This window comes from Vibrio sp. 05-20-BW147 (assembly GCF_013369385.1).
GTDB lineage: Bacteria > Pseudomonadota > Gammaproteobacteria > Enterobacterales > Vibrionaceae > Vibrio > Vibrio floridensis.
Window position 1 is genome coordinate 121,413 of sequence record NZ_SZTO01000001.1, and the last position, 16,344, is coordinate 137,756.

General features: G+C 46.5%; 16 protein-coding genes and 1 riboswitch. Of the genes, 9 read left to right on the forward strand and 7 right to left on the reverse strand.

Annotated features, from left to right (window positions below; genetic code table 11):
• Positions 1-113: 113 nt before the first annotated feature.
• Positions 114-1,571 carry an N-acetylglucosamine-binding protein GbpA gene (gene gbpA, locus FC652_RS00575; RefSeq protein ID WP_176297078.1) on the reverse strand — a complete coding sequence of 486 codons (1,458 nt, stop codon included), beginning with the start codon at positions 1,569-1,571 and terminating at the stop codon, positions 114-116.
• A gap of 132 nt (positions 1,572-1,703) precedes the next feature.
• Positions 1,704-1,803: riboswitch (cyclic di-GMP riboswitch) on the reverse strand.
• Between the two features lie 264 nt (positions 1,804-2,067).
• Between gbpA and rarD the strand changes: the two genes are divergently transcribed.
• The 3 genes from rarD (at position 2,068) to FC652_RS00590 (ending at position 4,219) form a co-directional block, all read left to right on the forward strand.
• Positions 2,068-2,982 (forward strand): EamA family transporter RarD, encoded by a 915-nt coding sequence (gene rarD / locus FC652_RS00580; protein ID WP_176297079.1) that lies wholly within the window; start codon positions 2,068-2,070, stop codon positions 2,980-2,982.
• Between the two features lie 39 nt (positions 2,983-3,021).
• Positions 3,022-3,339, forward strand: coding sequence for a N(4)-acetylcytidine aminohydrolase (yqfB, locus tag FC652_RS00585; RefSeq protein ID WP_176297080.1), 318 nt, complete (start codon positions 3,022-3,024; stop codon positions 3,337-3,339).
• A 340-nt stretch (positions 3,340-3,679) separates the two neighbouring features.
• Positions 3,680-4,219 (forward strand): phosphatase PAP2 family protein, encoded by a 540-nt coding sequence (locus tag FC652_RS00590; RefSeq protein WP_237286276.1) that lies wholly within the window; start codon positions 3,680-3,682, stop codon positions 4,217-4,219.
• Positions 4,220-4,331: 112 nt separating this feature from the next.
• Here the strand turns inward: FC652_RS00590 and FC652_RS00595 are convergent, their stop codons facing one another.
• Together FC652_RS00595 and yfcC are read right to left on the reverse strand one after the other, a co-directional pair.
• Positions 4,332-5,330: a succinylglutamate desuccinylase/aspartoacylase family protein gene (locus tag FC652_RS00595; RefSeq protein WP_176297082.1), complete on the reverse strand. Its 999-nt coding sequence runs from the start codon at positions 5,328-5,330 to the stop codon at positions 4,332-4,334.
• A gap of 155 nt (positions 5,331-5,485) precedes the next feature.
• On the reverse strand, positions 5,486-7,018 hold the full coding sequence (gene yfcC / locus FC652_RS00600) for a putative basic amino acid antiporter YfcC (RefSeq protein WP_080726441.1): 1,533 nt from the start codon (positions 7,016-7,018) through the stop codon (positions 5,486-5,488).
• Positions 7,019-7,255: 237 nt separating this feature from the next.
• On the opposite strand from yfcC, the gene FC652_RS00605 reads away from it, so the two are divergent.
• On the forward strand, positions 7,256-8,737 hold the full coding sequence (locus tag FC652_RS00605; RefSeq protein ID WP_172666045.1) for a coniferyl aldehyde dehydrogenase: 1,482 nt from the start codon (positions 7,256-7,258) through the stop codon (positions 8,735-8,737).
• On the opposite strand, the gene FC652_RS00610 is transcribed toward FC652_RS00605, so the two are convergent.
• The 3 genes from FC652_RS00610 to FC652_RS00620 form a co-directional block, all read right to left on the reverse strand.
• Positions 8,696-9,016 (reverse strand): cytochrome c, encoded by a 321-nt coding sequence (locus FC652_RS00610; RefSeq protein WP_176297083.1) that lies wholly within the window; start codon positions 9,014-9,016, stop codon positions 8,696-8,698. The genes FC652_RS00605 and FC652_RS00610 overlap by 42 nt on opposite strands.
• Positions 9,017-9,088: 72 nt before the next feature.
• Positions 9,089-10,096 carry a low-specificity L-threonine aldolase gene (gene ltaE / locus FC652_RS00615; RefSeq protein WP_176297084.1) on the reverse strand — a complete coding sequence of 336 codons (1,008 nt, stop codon included), beginning with the start codon at positions 10,094-10,096 and terminating at the stop codon, positions 9,089-9,091.
• An 18-nt stretch (positions 10,097-10,114) separates the two neighbouring features.
• The gene (locus FC652_RS00620; protein ID WP_176297085.1) at positions 10,115-10,630 is read right to left on the reverse strand and encodes an NUDIX hydrolase; all 516 of its coding nucleotides are present in this window, start codon (positions 10,628-10,630) and stop codon (positions 10,115-10,117) included.
• A 275-nt stretch (positions 10,631-10,905) separates the two neighbouring features.
• On the opposite strand from FC652_RS00620, the gene FC652_RS00625 reads away from it, so the two are divergent.
• From FC652_RS00625 to FC652_RS00640, 4 genes are all read left to right on the forward strand, one after another.
• Positions 10,906-12,573: an ATPase RavA domain-containing protein gene (locus FC652_RS00625; protein ID WP_176297086.1), complete on the forward strand. Its 1,668-nt coding sequence runs from the start codon at positions 10,906-10,908 to the stop codon at positions 12,571-12,573.
• A 9-nt stretch (positions 12,574-12,582) separates the two neighbouring features.
• Positions 12,583-14,028: an ATPase RavA stimulator ViaA gene (gene viaA, locus FC652_RS00630; RefSeq protein WP_176297087.1), complete on the forward strand. Its 1,446-nt coding sequence runs from the start codon at positions 12,583-12,585 to the stop codon at positions 14,026-14,028.
• Positions 14,029-14,156: 128 nt separating this feature from the next.
• Entirely contained in the window at positions 14,157-14,498 is a 342-nt protein-coding gene (locus FC652_RS00635) for an MmcQ/YjbR family DNA-binding protein (protein ID WP_172666046.1), read from the forward strand.
• A gap of 36 nt (positions 14,499-14,534) precedes the next feature.
• Positions 14,535-14,972, forward strand: a complete 438-nt coding sequence (locus FC652_RS00640; RefSeq protein WP_045597183.1) for a DUF962 domain-containing protein — start codon at positions 14,535-14,537, stop codon at positions 14,970-14,972.
• A 32-nt stretch (positions 14,973-15,004) separates the two neighbouring features.
• Here FC652_RS00640 and FC652_RS00645 read toward each other — a convergent pair whose 3' ends face one another.
• Positions 15,005-15,625, reverse strand: coding sequence for a LysE family translocator (locus FC652_RS00645; RefSeq protein ID WP_065091048.1), 621 nt, complete (start codon positions 15,623-15,625; stop codon positions 15,005-15,007).
• 282 nt (positions 15,626-15,907) lie between these two features.
• On the opposite strand from FC652_RS00645, the gene rbsD reads away from it, so the two are divergent.
• Positions 15,908-16,327, forward strand: a complete 420-nt coding sequence (gene rbsD, locus FC652_RS00650) for a D-ribose pyranase (RefSeq protein ID WP_011081049.1) — start codon at positions 15,908-15,910, stop codon at positions 16,325-16,327.
• The last annotated feature ends 17 nt before the right edge of the window (positions 16,328-16,344 follow it).

The following is a 16,344-nucleotide window of genomic DNA, read 5'->3' on the forward strand; positions in this document are numbered from 1 at the left end:
TCGAGCAACTGGCCGCCGTGCTAAAATCAAAGATGTTGTGGTCGACCCATCATAAAAAAGAAGCGATGCCCAGGCATCGCTTCTTACTTGTGACGTGAGCGAGCGTGAAGCGGTTAAAGCTTATCCCACGCCATTTGCCAGTGAGAACCAACCGCTGGCTCATAATGTGTTGCGCTTTGTGACCACTGAATGCAGTAACCAGAGTAAGGGAAGGGCTTACATTGGTAAACGTGGCCATCAGTGGCTAGCACTTTGGTGCCCGCGGTGTATGAACTTAAACTTTGTGGAAAAACAAAATCATAGTCGTTGCCTGGAGGCGGCGTTTGCTCTTCTTTCAGCATAAAATCGTAGCTTTGCTGCTTTTGTAAATTGCCATTGTGATCTTTGACCTTTGACACCAACGTATGATGACCAGCTTCGGACTTACTGAGTGTTAGTGTTACCGCTTGTGTGTCACCATCTTTCATAGAAACGGTTTCGAACGCCAATGGTTCTTTGTGGTGATTGTAAACGGTCAGCTCTGCTGAGATATCACCCACTGCGTCCAAGGTTAACTGCAAGGCAACGGATTCGTCCTCAACCAGATACTCGTCCGCGAGGCCAGAGACAGTCACATCGTACTCCGGTACCGGCGTTTCAATTTTATAGCCGATTTCGACGCGTTCTAGAGAGCTACCTTGTTTGAGATAAATCGGGTTACTACCATAAACGGGAACAAACTGGTTCTGCTCATTCAACTGGCCCGATGCGATATCACTTTGGGTTTGGTTAATCTTAGTGGCCAGTGCGTGAGACCAGTTGTTTGCGACCGTCAGCGCCTGACTGTCGATAGTGAGCGTCGTACGGTAGGCCACGTTCTCTCCGTTATGGTCAAACACCCGTGTAAATACAGTGTCGCCGACGTTCAGGTTCATGGTCGGGTTGATCTGACCGCCTTGGCTCCAATTTGGTAGCGAAGGGCCTTCTCCGTCAAATTTGACATCGATTACATTGTAGAAAGAGGCAGCAGTATCACCCACATCCCAAACCGCAAGAATCACTTGATAACCTTGGCGCTCAGGAACGTTACAACTGTGACTGACACGTTTTGGTGGCTGCACCATACCGCCATCAATCACACAAAAAGGCGTGAGATCAAATGATGCGCGAGCTAATGGTTGATTTGGGTTCCAATCGGGTTTTGTGATGTAGTACTTCCAATCTTTGGTCACGTGGTTTGCGGTAAACGTCCACTCAAAGTTTTGTGGGCCGGCTTGAATCGGGCGTTTAACCCAGCGATCGCTGGTCTGTTCGTCCAGCGCACTGGCAAGGGCACTCTCTGCACTGGCAATTTTGCCATCGCGTGGGCCACTTTCCGGAAAACCATCAGGGCCTTCTACACTCTGTGGCTCATATTGAATGGCGCCACAATGGCTGTTTTTTTCTCCTGTAGAAGCGGCAAATTTACATAACGCAACACGACCTTCGGCCACGCCATTCTCTACTGCTGAAACATAGCCATGACTCATCGCACTACCGCTGATGACAGAGATAGCAATGGCAAGCATGGTGTAAGTGGGTTGTTTTTTCATAACATACTCTTTTTTTGTGCTGACTTTATCCAGAGTGCTCTGGGTATCGACCACAGCATACGCATGTTATTGCCAAAGACGCCGGAGAGGGGGAAACTCCCTGAATCTTTAGCTCAAACACTCTCTCTCGAGAGTGGCGGCCCCGCTATCTTAGGTGTTTTGTGTTGGATTTTACGCCGACAGACCGGAAGCTTTGCGTCCCATTCTTTCAAATGGTTTGCCTATGTGTGATGTCGAACGTAATTTAGGAGGTTACATAAGAGAGTGCGAATTAATTAATTCGTTTTGGAATTAATTTCTCGAAAAATAACAAATAGGATCAATGGATAATTGATGGGAATTATTTGAGTTATTAAATGTATATTTAATCCCGATTTAATGGTGATTGATTTATATTCAAATGAAATGTCAATCACAAAGTACCCATGAAAAACAGTTTAACAATACGCATCACAGCGTTAGAATCGCTGCTTTCTACTTATGCGATAGAGCACTTATGAAAACCAGCAGTTATGGCAACCTAATGGCTGCAATCTCCTTTTTGATTTGGGGGTTAACACCCATTTATTATCGCTTTTTGCCATCGGCTGCCACAGATGAGCTGCTCGCCTTACGCATAATCGCGTCTGTTCCCGTGGGGGTTGTCTTAGTCTGGATCATGACCAAGCACTGGCCTAACTTTCATCAAGTGATGACGGATAAGCGCTCGTTGCTGTTTACCTTGATTGCTTCACTATTGATGTGCATTTCTTGGTCAACTTTCACCTGGGCACTGACCCATGATCGCGTAATTGATGCCAGCCTTGGTTTTTTTATCAGCCCATTAATGATGGTGGCTTTAGGGGTCATTATTCTGAAAGAGTCTCTTTCGCTCGGTAAAAAGTTGGCTATTGCTTTTGCAACGCTCGGTTTAACTTACCAAGTGGTGGATTATGGTGAGGTTCCTTACATCGCGCTTACGATGGGGGTGTTTTTTACTTTCTACGGATTTTGCAAAAAGAAAGTAGCTTTCGATTGGAGTACTACGTTATTTTTAGAAGCACTGCTGCTAATGCCTTTTGCTTTAGTCTATATGATGTATAAACACTCGCTAGGTGATGCGGTGGCCTTATCTTCCGATATTGAAACCTTGCTGTTTTATTTAGGTAGTGGCCCAGTAACAATTGCTCCCCTTATTTTTTACTCCATTGCAATTCGTTGTACCGATATGAGCAATATCGGTTTGATGCAATATATTGAACCCACTTTGCAGTTTATTTTAGCGGTCGTGATATTTGGTGAGCTGTTTGATCAAACGAAAATGATCAGCTTTGGTTTAATTTGGTTTGGCTTGATGTGTATCATCGCTGAAACATTAACCACTCGATCCAAAAGAGGTCTCGTGAGTTTAGGATCAGTGAGCAAGCCATAAATTGATACGTATCGTAGAACAATGATGTATGAGGTAGCGATGAGCATTCCAACCACTATGACGTTTTTTTCACGTTTTGAATCCGACATTTTAGCGGATAAAAAAACCATCACCATTCGGGATGAATCAGAAAGCCATTATGTTGCTGGGACGACGGTTGAGGTATCCACGTTAGAAGAAGGGCGCGTTTTCTGCCGTCTCAAGATATTGAGTGTCGAACCAATTCAATTTTCAGCGTTGAACGCCTTTCATGCTGAGCAAGAAAACATGACATTAGAAGAGTTAAAGTCGGTGATACAGGCTATCTATCCAGGTATTGAGCAACTATTCGTGATTTCCTACCAAAGAATTGCTTAGAGTCTTTGCATTTTGCGAAATGTAAATTGCAAAATGCATCACTTTTCGATCTGTTTTGCTAGAATATGAATCGTGTTTGTCTGCATTTGGTTAATAATGCAGCAGATAAGGTGCTTGGCGCATGTTTTAAAAGTTGGCACGCTTTCTGCTTTATTAAGGTTGACCCTTTTTAAGCCGAGGGTCACCTAGCCAACTGACGTTGTTAGTGAACCTGATTGTTCACAAATATATACAGCCAATCACCTCTTATTGTGATTGGCTTTTTTTTATTCTCAATGTCACCCAAATGGTTTGGTGAACAGTTTGGCGCAAACATAGCTTGTTTGTGATGAGGTATTTCATGAAACGTTGCTGTTTAACAACGCTTGCTGCAGGCGCATTATGTGCTGCGCCTGTTTACGCTCAAGGTTCTAAAGGGTGGGAGACGTTTAGTGACATCGGAGCGTACGGCTTGGTCGCCACCGCAGCGGCAGTGCCACTTTATAAAGAAGATTGGCAAGGCTTTTGGCAAGCGGGGTTGAGTATTGGCACTGCGTCTGCCGTCGGTCTATTGGGAAAAGTGACCATTGAAGAAGAAAGGCCGGATAAATCGGGTTTTGATAGCTTTCCCTCCAATCATACCGCCAATGCATTTGCTTCCGCGACGACGCTGCAAATTCGCTACGGTTGGCAGGCGGGTTTGCCTGCCTACACGATTGCCACCTTGGTTGGCGTGGGGAGAGTGGAGGCGGAGAGACACTACTGGCGTGATGTGATCGCAGGTGCCGCTTTAGGCACGCTGTCAGCGTGGATCTTTACTGACGCCTACGATGAAAATATCCAAGTGCTGCCATGGGTGAGCCATGATGGCGCAGGTATCCATGTTGCTTATCAGTTCTAAAAGATGGTTTAACCTCAAGCTCTGAATTCGGCATCTTGAAGTCACTTGGGCATATCTACAAGAGATTGGTAAAAAGGGCGATTGGTGTTGCCAATCGCCCTTTTTGCGTGATTTATGTGTGAATCAATCTCACCACAAGTGAGCCTGCCGCGCGCATGGATTCAATATTGTGACTGAGCACGATACCGGCTTTCGGCGCGTGATAACGCCAAACTTCATCACCAAAGCTGTCGTATTGAATCGCCAGCAGCGCTCCTTGTTCGACCGATTGCATCATCGCCACTTGTGGAAGGATAAAGCCACCGAGTTCGGCGCGAATAGAGGTCACGCTTTGCCCTTCAAAAGCCGGTGTAGGTGCGATGCTATCGCCTTGGATAACGTTATGATTTCTCAGAATATTTGCGATGCCAGAAGCGGTGCGAGCAACCAAGTCGCTTTCGGTATAACGCCCCATGCCCACTTCAATGGTGATGCTTGGGATGCCATGTTGATTCCATACTGTTTCCAGTACCCCCGCGTCGCCAGGATCATTCAAAATCGCATCGGGCCCTGCAAGGCGCGCCATTTCCAATGATTGAGCAAGACGAAAATCGGCAAAAATATACAGTGGGTAGATAGCGCCACTGGTTTGAGTGTGTAAATCGATCGCCAGTTCAGCATTGGGCTTTAATACATGGTGCCAAATAGAGTGCAGATAGCGCTGTGCTTCATTACCTTTGTCGTCACCCGGAAAAAAGCGGTTTAGATTCGCAGGAGAAACATCTGGATCGGCAGAGTAAAAATCGCGGCTGTGATTGAGCATACCCGTTAGGTTAATGGTTGGTACGATGGTCACGCAGCCTGCCACAGACTGGCCCACTAAATCCCGTGCAACCTGCTGGGCTGCCAGCACGCCATTGTATTCATCACCATGAACACCGGCGGTAATGACAAACTTCTTCCCTGATTCGGCACCTTTGAAAACGAGGACAGGCATGTGTTGCCACTGACCAAGTGCATTGGTTGCAATGCGGAACCAAAATTTGTGTTCTCCCGCGGGAAGATCATCCACGTTGAGAGATTGGATTACTTGGTGACCTTGAATAACGTCATCTAAGTAGTGTGTTGTCATGAAACGGTAAACTCCAAATTAGTCATCACTCGCGAGCGTCACTCAATCGCTCTGGAGCAAAATTAAAAAAAGGCGAGAATGGATCTCGCCCTTATCAATTGGGATGGCTAAGCCCAGCCGTCTTTTTTCCGACTGGCTGCAACAAACGGTTTTGCTTACGCAAAGCCCATCAAATGCGCTGCGACCACAACAATGCTCGATAGAGTAAAGAGTAACAGCATAAAGCGCCAGCAGAATTTCGCCCAGTCACCCCAGTCAATGCGGCATACGCCCAGCGTCGCCATGAGAGAGGCTGAAGTTGGCACAATCACGTTGGTAAACCCATCACCAAGTTGGAATGCCAGTACCGCGACCTGACGAGTAACTCCCGCGATGTCTGACAGTGGTGATAGCAATGGCATGGTGAGTGCCGCTTGGCCAGAACCTGACGTCACAAAGAAGTTGAACACCGATTGGAATACGTACATCAACCACGCAGCCATCACATCTGGCAGACCGCTGATCACCCCGCCAGCACTGTTTAGGATTGAATTGAGAACGCTCGCTTCATCTGTGGTGCCACCACCAAGAATCAATAAAACCCCTTTAGCACAACCGACGAGAAGAGCAGGGGCAAGCATGATGCTCGCGCCTTCTTTAAACGCGTCTGCGGCATCATTGAGTGTCATACCATTGAGACGAAAAACCGTACCAATAATGGCAACGACAAAGCCCATGGTGAAGAACTGCGAAGCAATTTCAGGGATGTACCAAGCATGCACGACCACACCCCATACTACCCAAATGGTGACCGCAATCACCGTGAGAATCACCAGCGTATCGCCTAGGTTCCAACGCGAGTCATGGCTTCCTAACTCTTGCTGACGGAAATAGGCATCGGTACGACGGCTGTAGGAAAACTCTGGATTGGCCTTGATGCGCGCAGCATAAATCATGGTGAAGGCGATACCGATTAGTGTGAAACCTACCCACAGCGCCATACGTACAGTCATGCCAGAAAGCACGGGAATACCGGCAATCCCTTGGGCAATCGCCACGGAAAATGGGTTCATCCAAGAGGTGGCGAAGCCAATTTGTGTTGCGACGTAAGTAACCATCACGGTGGTAATACCGTCGTAACCCAGTCTCACCATCAAAGGCGCGATGATAATGGCGAACGCAACGGCTTCTTCGCCCATACCAAACACAGCACCACCAAGTGAAAACAACAAAAACAGCACAGGAATGAATAAAGCCTCACTCCCTTTGGTTTTATCGATCAGGCGCAGAATGCCATTGTCGATGGTACCCGTGCGCATCACAACACCGAACGCACCACCAATCACCAGCATAAACATGATGACGCCAATCGCGCTACCCCATTTTGAGCCAGAAACCAGCCCTTCAAACGGGAAGTTCATCAAGCCAATGCCACCGCCAGAGGCGAAAAGTCCCACACGGTTGTAGACCAGTTCGCCCTGTTCATCGGTGGCATAGCTGAAAGAGGATGGGTCGATAACGGTGCGTGTTTTTTCTGCACCATCAACCATATAGGTAACTTGTTGGCTGTCGAAGTGACCCGCAGGAATAAGATAAGTAAGAATGGCTGCGAAAATACCAACAATAAAAATCAGAATAAGCGTATCTGGCATTTGCCAAGATTTCTTGCTCACGGCTGCGTCAACCGAATGAGAATGTGTGTGAGACATGTCTGTTTTCACGTTAAGTTAAAGGAGCATGGAATATCATTAAATTAGAATAAAAAGTCAAACCCTCTGCCTTTTGTAAACACAATATTCGACAATTTATTGATCTAAAGACAAATAGTTCGTGTGGCACGAATTAAATGGATGTATCAAAGCGCGCAAATCATCACTGTCATTTATTGAACAAATACTCAAATAACGCGTATAGTGGTTTGGTCAGCATTTATAAGGAGTAGGCGCATGGAGTTAAAACAGCGATTGAGTCAACAGCTCAAAGAAAGTCGCGATGCGTTTCTAAGAAACCCATACCCCACCTACCAAAAAAGACTCGAGAACCTCAACAAACTTGAATCGCTCATCAAAGCGCATCAAGCTGAGATCATCTATGCCATCGAACAAGACTTTGGTACTCGTTCAATCAGTGAAACGGGATTACTCGAGCTGTTTACCAGTATTGAAACTATTCGAGATGCCAAAAAACAACTAAAGAAATGGATGAAGCCAAGCCATCGACACACCTCTGTCTGGTTTTTTCCTGCTAAAAACAGAGTTGTCCCTCAGCCGTTAGGTGTGGTGGGTGTGATTGTGCCTTGGAACTATCCGCTGATGCTCACCATTGGTCCGCTGGTTGCGGCGCTGGCGGCAGGAAATCGCGTGATGCTCAAAATGTCGCAAAATTCACCGCATTTAGCTCAACTGTTGGTCGAGCTGTTTGAAGCGCAGTTTAATCGTGATGAAGTGGCCATTTACGCGGACGAAGCCGAGATGGGGCCAGAGTTTTCCAAGCTTAAGTTCGATCATTTGCTGTTTACTGGTTCAACAAAAACGGGACGCGCGGTGATGCAATCCGCAGCCAATAATTTGGTGCCAGTGACTTTAGAGTTGGGTGGGAAATCCCCTGTGATCTTAGATGAAAAATTTGATGTGAAGATCGCACTAGAACGCTTGCTCGGTGGCAAATTGTATAACTGTGGACAAACGTGTATCGCACCTGACTATCTGTTTGTGCCTCAATCTCGATTGAACGAAGTCGTCGAAACCACCAAAGCCATCATGGCGAAACGCTTTCGCACAATTCAACATCAAGATTACACTTCGATTATCGATGCCAATGCCTTTGAGCGTTTAACGCACCTGCTCAGCGACGCTAAGGAAAAAGGCGCGAAGCTCATCAACTGCATTCCAAACTCTGAACCAGAGCGAGGCAGTCGAAAACTGCCATTCTATCTAGTGACGGAGGTGGAGAGCGACATGGCGGTGATGCAAGAAGAGATCTTTGGGCCGATACTGCCTATCATCACTTATCAACATATTGACGAGGTGTTCCACTACATTGCTCAGAGGCCGAGTCCTTTGGCGTTATACCTCTTTAGTGAGGATAAGTGGTTACAGAAAAAGTTCACCCAAGAAACACTGTCTGGTGGTTTGTGTATCAACGACGTCATGCTGCATGTCGCACAACACGACTTGCCGTTTGGTGGTGTCGGCGAGAGTGGTATGGGGCATTATCATGGTCGAGAAGGCTTTAACACCTTTTCGAAGTTAAAGCCCGTGATGACTCAATCTCGATTTGCTCTCACACCACTGTTTTATTCCCCTTACAGCGGTTTCGCAAAATCGATTCTTAATGTCATGATCAACCGAAAGATTGGCAATTATGAGTCGGCCATTCAGCAGAAACTAACGAGTTTGCTGCGCATAATAGGCCGCGACGTCTCTTAAGTCTTGGTCATTCAGGCGTTGTAATTGTGCCTGCATCATATCGGCTAGCGGACCTGTCCGTTGGCCGTTTTGATAGCTTTTCATGGAATCAAACAGATATTGTTCGTTTTGGCCTGCCAGATGCGGGTAAGCATTATTGGCCGCTACGCCAGATGCGCCGTGGCAAAAGACGCAACTTGGACTTTTGACTTTGCCGAGTTCAGGATTACCTTGAAGAGCGTTTGCGTGAGCGGTGAAGGTGAAAGCAGTGGCGGCTAGGCACAGAATTGGTCTTAACATGGCGGCTCCAAACTAAACGTGTTGTGAAGCAGCATAGAGCTTCCCCTTAGGGGAAGCTCAAGAGTAAAGACGTTAGCCGAGGAAGAATCGCAACTTTTCTAGAAATAGATCAATATCTTGGCGAGAAATATCTTTGTGAGTCACAAAACGAATCGGGTTTCCTGGGGTAATGATGATCGATTCTTCCGCCAATTTTTGCGCAATCGCGTCGATGTCGACACTGTCATCCAGTTTGGCAAACACAATGTTTGTTTGCACGAAATCAGGATTGACATGCACACCTGGCAACTCAGACAAACCCTGCGCCAATGCTTTGGCATTGGCATGATCGACTTTTAACTGAGCCACTTGTTCGGTCAAAGCAAGCTTACCTGCCGCGGCTAAAATACCCGCTTGGCGCATGCCGCCACCGACCATTTTGCGTAAACGTCGTGCTTTTGCGATGTATTCTTTAGAACCCAGTAGCAGAGAACCCACCGGAGCGCCCAATCCTTTGGAAAGACAAATGGTCATTGAATCAAAATACTGAGCGATGTCTCTTACTGGAACATCCAACGCCGTTGCTGCGTTATAAACACGAGCACCATCAAGATGGAGTTTTAGATTGTGTTTATCGACGAAAGCACGCGCCTCCTGCAAATAGCTCAAAGGCAGCACTTTACCATTGATGGTATTTTCAAGGCTCAGCAGCTTAGTGCGCGCAAAGTGGCTGTCATCGGGTTTGATGGCGGCGGTTAGCTTGTCAAACGGCAAAGTGCCATCGGGATTGTTCTCAATCGGTTGAGGTTGGATGGAACCCAATACTGCCGCACCGCCAGCCTCGTAACGATAGTTATGCGCTTGTTGGCCACAAAGATACTCATCACCGCGTTCACAATGCGCCATCAAACCTAGCAGGTTTGCTTGCGTACCTGAAGTAGTAAAGAGCGCCGCTTCAAAGCCCGCTTCTTTGGCGGCAAAGGCTTCCAGTTCATTTACGGTTGGGTCATCACCGTAAACATCATCGCCGACGATGGCGTTAGCCATGGCCTCGCGCATGGCGGGAGTAGGGCGAGTTACGGTGTCAGAACGAAAATCCATAGTGTCTCCTCATGTTGCCTATATATAGCCGCAAAGCTTGGCTTTGCTTAAGCAAGCAATGGTTTTGGCGTCGCTAATGCTGCCATCTCTTATTTTTTCTTCGAGTTGTTCAAGGGATAAGCTGACCACTTGAATCACTTCATCTTCATCACATTGATAGCGATTGGTTTGTGTCAGTTTCTTGGCCACAAACAAATATTGAATTTCGTCGCAAAAACCCGCAAGCGGTGTGACTTGACCTAACGAGATAAACTCCTCTGCGCTGTAGCCGGTTTCTTCTTCCAACTCACGTTCTGCGCAGTGTTGAGGATCTTCACCTTGTTCCTTGGTGCCAGCAGGGAGTTCTAGTAACCATTTTTTCAGGGAAGGACGAAATTGATTAATCAGTATGATGTTGCCCTCTTCCGTGACGGGAAGGATGACAGAGGCGCCCGGGTGTTGAATCGTTGTGTGCGTGATGGCGTGTCCGGTCGGGAGTAGCACCTCTTCTTCTATTAGGGCGATGTTTTTCCATTTATGTATGACGGTGCTCATAGATGTGTCATTTTCCTAGCTAACGGTCTCATGATGAGAAGCCAACAAGATACGCACAAAAGCCGATAAACGAAAGTTCTTATTAGAGAACTGCCCAGATATCGTTTGCGTAATCAGTGATTTTTCTCCCATAATTGCAATCTTTGTTTGCTGCGGAACACTGAAAAATCAGTTCTGCTATAAGAGCTTATCAATAAAAAATGCACTTGTAACAAAGTGATAACAAATGTATAAAAGTACGTATACCATAACTGAAGAGAATTAGGAGTAACGTAATGATTCGCCCTTCTTTTGCGTCTAATGCAGATAAAGCGTTACTTTCTGAAAGAATTAACAAATTGTCGGCCGCGTTAGCCGACGGCGTGTATGAAAGAGAGTACACCATTAAACTCTGTTTGCTGGCGGCATTAGCCGGTGAAAGTGTTTTCTTACTTGGCCCTCCTGGTATTGCAAAAAGTTTAATCGCTAAACGCCTTATTCAAGCCTTTGATAACAGTAGTTATTTCGAATACTTAATGACTCGCTTTTCAACCCCTGAAGAGGTGTTTGGCCCGCTCAGTATTCAAGAGTTGAAAGATAATGGGCGTTACGTCCGTTTGACAAAAGGCTACCTACCCACGGCGCAAGTGGTGTTTCTTGATGAGATTTGGAAAGCAGGCCCTGCCATTTTGAACACCTTGCTGACCGTGGTGAATGAGAAAACATTCAAAAACGGCAGCGATATTGAACGTGTTCCGATGCGTTTGCTTATCTCGGCTTCCAATGAATTGCCTGACGAAGACAGCGGCCTAGAAGCACTTTATGACCGTATGTTGGTGCGCGTGTTTGTTAACCGTATTCAGAACAAACAGAATTTTAAATCGATGCTGACGGTTGGCACACCAGAGGAAGCACGTATTCCTGAAGGGCTTGCGATCACCGATGAAGAGTATCATCAGTGGCAGAAGGCTTTAGAGTCACTGAAATTGAGCGATCGCGTGTTTGAAAAACTGTTCCAACTGAAAACCATGCTGGAAGAGAAAGCCGAATCGGTAGGTGTCGATGTGGCGGAGACGGATCTCTACGTTTCTGACCGACGTTGGAAAAAAGCCGTGCGCTTACTCAAAGCCAGTGCGTTCTTCAATGGTCGCGACGAGATCAACCCTCTCGATTTGCTGCTGTTGCAAGATTGCTTGTGGAACAGCCCAGAGTCGCGTGAGGTCGTGACCTCGGTTATCCAAGAGTTTGCGCTTAACTACGCGTTTGATCAAAAGGAAGTACAAAGTCAAATCGACTATTGCCGAGAAGAGTTGGCGGATATCCAACAAGAGTTGGAAGAGCAATATGGCATTGTCCTTTCAATGGAATCGTCTGCTGGTCTGCTGCGTAAGGGCAAAGAGGTACATACTTTTGACACGTCAGAAGCTCGTATTTACAGCGTTGGCCCAACGCGCAACTTGGTCAAATTGGTGCTGCTACAAAGCAACATGTCTGTCTCTGAATCTGAACGTGGTGATAGCCGCTGGGTGTATGTGCAGAAAGATGAACTCGATCGAGTGATCAAAGACGGTCAGGGTGAGCTTTATGGTTTCGTAAACCAAAACACCAATTTATGCCGCTTGAAATTTGATCTGGATGCATCCAACAACTTGGTGATCAGAGACATTGCCAACCGTGCGGTGTTGGTCAGCTTGGTGACTAAAGATGGTCTAAATGAAGAACATTACCAGAAATGGGCAGAGAAATGTGACAGCGCGTTCAGTAAGCTCACTGACGCAGAACACCATTTACGTAAGGTTCGCTCGGATTTCCACGGTGCGTTGCCGCACAACTTTATCGACCCTGAGTTACCAAGAATGATGGAAGCGACGATCCAACAGGTATCGCATACTTTGGAAAGTGTAAAAAGCGAGAGTGAGAAAACCATGTTCCGTATTAAACACCTCAACGAATACTTCTCGTAAGGAATTAATATGTTAGGAGCCGATGGCCTAAACCTTGCCTTAATGATTGCAGACTCAGGGATTGTTGAGTCTGCGGTGAACGATCTGATGGCACGTTCACAGTTAATGGTGATGGCGGAAAACCGAGGAGTGAAAGCCTCGGTGAAAAACCATTTGTCCAAATGGCGTGGCAGTGTAAAGCGCCGCATTACCAAAGTGTGTGAAACAGAACGCTTCCAACAAGAATTGTCGCTCTATCAAGAAGTGATTCACCTGACGGAAAATGAGTTTTTCGAACGCATTGATGATGTCGTGCGTAAGTTGGAATGGCATTCCGCCTTCTATCTACAAGCTCGACGCTTGCTCGATAAAAACAAAGGGTTAAATAACCCAATGTTTCCTCACTATTTCTGCGATCAGTGGTATCAAAGTCTGTTTGAAGCGATCAAACAAGCCCAAGTGACTGAACTGGAAGTCAACAAAGAGAAAGTTCTCAACGATCTTTATCAACGCATGGAAACCATGAAAAACATGGACAAAGTGACGGATTCTGGTGACGAAGGAAGCGTTGGGCGACTTTGGGACATGGCATCGGCCAAACTCAGTAAAACAGACGTTTCCGTCATGAAACGTTACGCTGAGTTTCTTAAAAATAACAATGGCTTACAGGAAATTGCTGAGCAGTTAGGTCGCATGGCCAACGAAGTGGATGATCCCGATCTGCAACGCACTCCGGCAGAAGAGTTGCAGATGGTCGAGGAGAAAAGCGACGAAGCGACGGATGATATCGTCGGCATCCATGAAAGTGATGATCTCAACAAATTGCTGCCAAACGAAACCATGTTTTTGGCCTACCCAGAACTGGAAGTGGTGTTCTACAAACATTTGGCTGACAAACGTTTGATGAATTATCGCGTGCAGGGCAAGTCGAGAACGCTGCGCAAGGTAAGAGCGCAAAAGCCGGATAATCAGCAAGTAGAGATTGAGAAAGGGCCGTTTGTGTTGTGCGTTGACGCGTCGGGTTCGATGAGTGGTTTCCCTGAGCAGAGTGCGAAAGCAATGGCTTACGCGCTGATGCAGATTGCGTTAGCTGAAGGGCGTGACTGCTATGTCATCTTATTCTCAACAGAGCAAATTACGTACGAGCTGACCAAGCAAGATGGCTTGCGTGAAGCGGCGGATTTTCTCACCTACACATTTCACGGCGGCACCGCATTTGAACCTGTACTGATGAAATCGATCGATCTTATGAGTGGGGATAAATACCGCAATGCGGATTTAGTGGTGTTATCGGATTTTATTGCTCCTAGACAGTCAGAAGAAATGCTGGCTAAAGTAGAGGCTTTGAAAGAGCAAAAGAACCGTTTCCACGCCGTCAGTTTGTCGAAATATGGTAACCCTGCGTTGATGTCGATGTTCGACCATTGTTGGGCTTATCACCCAGGCCTAGTTGGACGCTTATTGAAAAAGTGGTAAACGAAGAAGAGCTCCTCGAGCTCTTTTTTTGTGCCGTTTCACAATCTTGCATGCCGTGATTTAACTTCAACTTAAGCCGTGGCATGGTAAGTACAATGTAAGCCATAAAAACGGTTGAAGGATTGATGATGACCACCAAAGAACTTGAAGCCTACCTTGATACATTCGCTTGCGCAGAAAGCAGCTTTCCATTTGGCCCGGAAGCCTTAGTCTTTAAGGTCAAAGACAAAATGTTTGCGATTCTAGCCAGCCGAGAAGGGCGAGAATACATTACACTTAAAGCGAAGCCCGAAGATGGCGAAGTGTTAACGTCTCAGTTTGAATCCATCACACCGGGTTACCACACCAATAAGCGTCACTGGATCACTGTGTACTTAAATGGCGATGTGGAATCGGGTTTGATTGAAGATTTGTGCCAACGCTCATATCAATTGGTGGTGGACAAGCTGCCTAAGTCGCAGCGTCCTTAAATCAAGTGATGCAATAAGACTACTGGGGGTAAGGGAATGCGCTCATTAGAACAATGGCTGGATGCCTACGGTGAAAGTCATCAAAATTCGACCAATCAAAAAATCCATACCTTTGCTGTGCCGGGGATTTTCTTTTCGATCGTAGCGCTGATTTGGTCGCTGCCTTCGCTTCCTCTGCCTGTTCTATCGCTGAACTGGGTCTGGGTTGCCGCTTTGCCAGTTTGGTGGTTCTACTATCGGCTGTCGCTTAGTGTTTTTTTGATGATGCTGGGTTATACCCTTGCCAGTATCGCGCTCGCTTGGAGTGTTGAACTGTTGGGGCTGCCCTTAGCTGAGATGGCCGTTGGTCTTTTTATTGTCTTGTGGATCTTTCAGTTTGTCGGCCACAAGATTGAAGGGAAAAAGCCTTCGTTTTTTGAGGACCTGAAGTTTTTGCTGATTGGTCCGGTTTGGGTGTTTATGCGTCATAAATAATGGCGCATAAACAGATTCCCCTATAGAAGGCTTTAGCTGAAAAACAACCAGATACCGACGCCAATCATCAAACTACCAGCAATCCGGTTCAAGCGACGCACGTTTTGTGATTGACCAAGCAAGCGTTTCAGACCTTTACCACCAGTGGCGTAGAGCGTCATACAGACAAACTCCGAAATCAGAATAATCCCGACCAGCAGCAAAAGCTGTGGTGGTAGTGGCGCGCTTTTGTCAATAAAAGGGGGTAAGAGAGAAATCATAAATGCCCAGCCTTTCGGATTGGCAATGGCAGTAATGAACCCTTGCATGATCAATTGCCAATTATTCGCGCGGCTGACAGAGCCAGTTTCAGCAGAAAGAGACAGCTTTCCACGAGAGCGCCACATTTGGATACCTAAGTAAACCAAATAGGTCGCGCCCAATATTTTGAAACTAATGAACAGCATAGGGTAATTGAGCATAACGGCGGCAATACCGACGACCGCTGCAACGGAAACAACCGCAACACCAACCAGCTCTCCGAGCATCATCCAAAGTGTGCGTTTATATCCAATGCTCATACCAAGGGTTAAGGCTAAAGTCATACACATCCCCGGGGTGATAGAGACAAAGAAAAAGGTTGGGATGAAAGCAGAAAGTAGCGCGAAGTTCATGGAGCGAAAATGCCTCACAATATGGGACAAAAGTAACGTAAAGATACAATTACTAACAAATAACTCTGCATAGCATACTCAATTCGTGACATTTGTCGAAATGTATTTGTGACTAATCACGCTGTTTTCTTTCCCCATTCCACTTCGAAAACGATCTCAATCACACATTGATACAAAGCCGATAGAAAATTTTCATTCGCGTTCTATTATCTCATCGAAACGTTTCGATGAGATTTTTCTCAAACGCGAATCGATAGAGTTCACCCAAATTGAGAAACAAAAATGAAAAAAAGTGCCCTGCTAAACTCTGAACTTTCCTACCTCGTGGCCACCTTAGGCCACACGGACGAGATCACGATTTGTGACGCTGGTTTACCGATCCCAGACGGCGTCTCTCGCATTGATTTGGCGTTGACTCACGGTGTGCCAAGTTTTATTGAAACCGTACGAGTGATGCTCTCTGAATCGCAAATCGAAGGGGCAATTGTGGCCACGGAGTTTGCAGAGGTAAGCCCTGAGCTTTATCAGGCATTAGTGGCTGAGCTTCAATGTGAAGAAGAAAAAACAGGCAAAGTGTTGTCACTGACGCATGTTTCTCACGAAGAGTTCAAGCAACGTACGGAGTCGAGCAAAGCGGTGGTGCGCACCGGTGAATGCACCCCTTACGCCAATGTGATTTTTCAAGCTGGCGTTGTGTTCTAACCCATTGACAGGTTTCA

Bases quoted from the DNA above. Each gene is read 5' to 3' on its own strand.
- viaA (WP_176297087.1), top strand. From the start codon at position 12,583: ATGTTAGGAGCCGATGGCCTAAACCTTGCCTTAATGATTGCAGACTCA.
- FC652_RS00605 (WP_172666045.1), top strand. From the start codon at position 7,256: ATGGAGTTAAAACAGCGATTGAGTCAACAGCTCAAAGAAAGTCGCGAT.
- FC652_RS00645 (WP_065091048.1), bottom strand. From the start codon at position 15,625: ATGAACTTCGCGCTACTTTCTGCTTTCATCCCAACCTTTTTCTTTGTC.
- yqfB (WP_176297080.1), top strand. From the start codon at position 3,022: ATGAGCATTCCAACCACTATGACGTTTTTTTCACGTTTTGAATCCGAC.
- ltaE (WP_176297084.1), bottom strand. From the start codon at position 10,096: ATGGATTTTCGTTCTGACACCGTAACTCGCCCTACTCCCGCCATGCGC.
- rbsD (WP_011081049.1), top strand. From the start codon at position 15,908: ATGAAAAAAAGTGCCCTGCTAAACTCTGAACTTTCCTACCTCGTGGCC.
- gbpA (WP_176297078.1), bottom strand. From the start codon at position 1,571: ATGAAAAAACAACCCACTTACACCATGCTTGCCATTGCTATCTCTGTC.
- yfcC (WP_080726441.1), bottom strand. From the start codon at position 7,018: ATGTCTCACACACATTCTCATTCGGTTGACGCAGCCGTGAGCAAGAAA.
- FC652_RS00620 (WP_176297085.1), bottom strand. From the start codon at position 10,630: ATGAGCACCGTCATACATAAATGGAAAAACATCGCCCTAATAGAAGAA.
- FC652_RS00595 (WP_176297082.1), bottom strand. From the start codon at position 5,330: ATGACAACACACTACTTAGATGACGTTATTCAAGGTCACCAAGTAATC.
- FC652_RS00640 (WP_045597183.1), top strand. From the start codon at position 14,535: ATGCGCTCATTAGAACAATGGCTGGATGCCTACGGTGAAAGTCATCAA.
- FC652_RS00635 (WP_172666046.1), top strand. From the start codon at position 14,157: ATGACCACCAAAGAACTTGAAGCCTACCTTGATACATTCGCTTGCGCA.
- FC652_RS00610 (WP_176297083.1), bottom strand. From the start codon at position 9,016: ATGTTAAGACCAATTCTGTGCCTAGCCGCCACTGCTTTCACCTTCACC.
- rarD (WP_176297079.1), top strand. From the start codon at position 2,068: ATGAAAACCAGCAGTTATGGCAACCTAATGGCTGCAATCTCCTTTTTG.
- FC652_RS00590 (WP_237286276.1), top strand. From the start codon at position 3,680: ATGAAACGTTGCTGTTTAACAACGCTTGCTGCAGGCGCATTATGTGCT.
- FC652_RS00625 (WP_176297086.1), top strand. From the start codon at position 10,906: ATGATTCGCCCTTCTTTTGCGTCTAATGCAGATAAAGCGTTACTTTCT.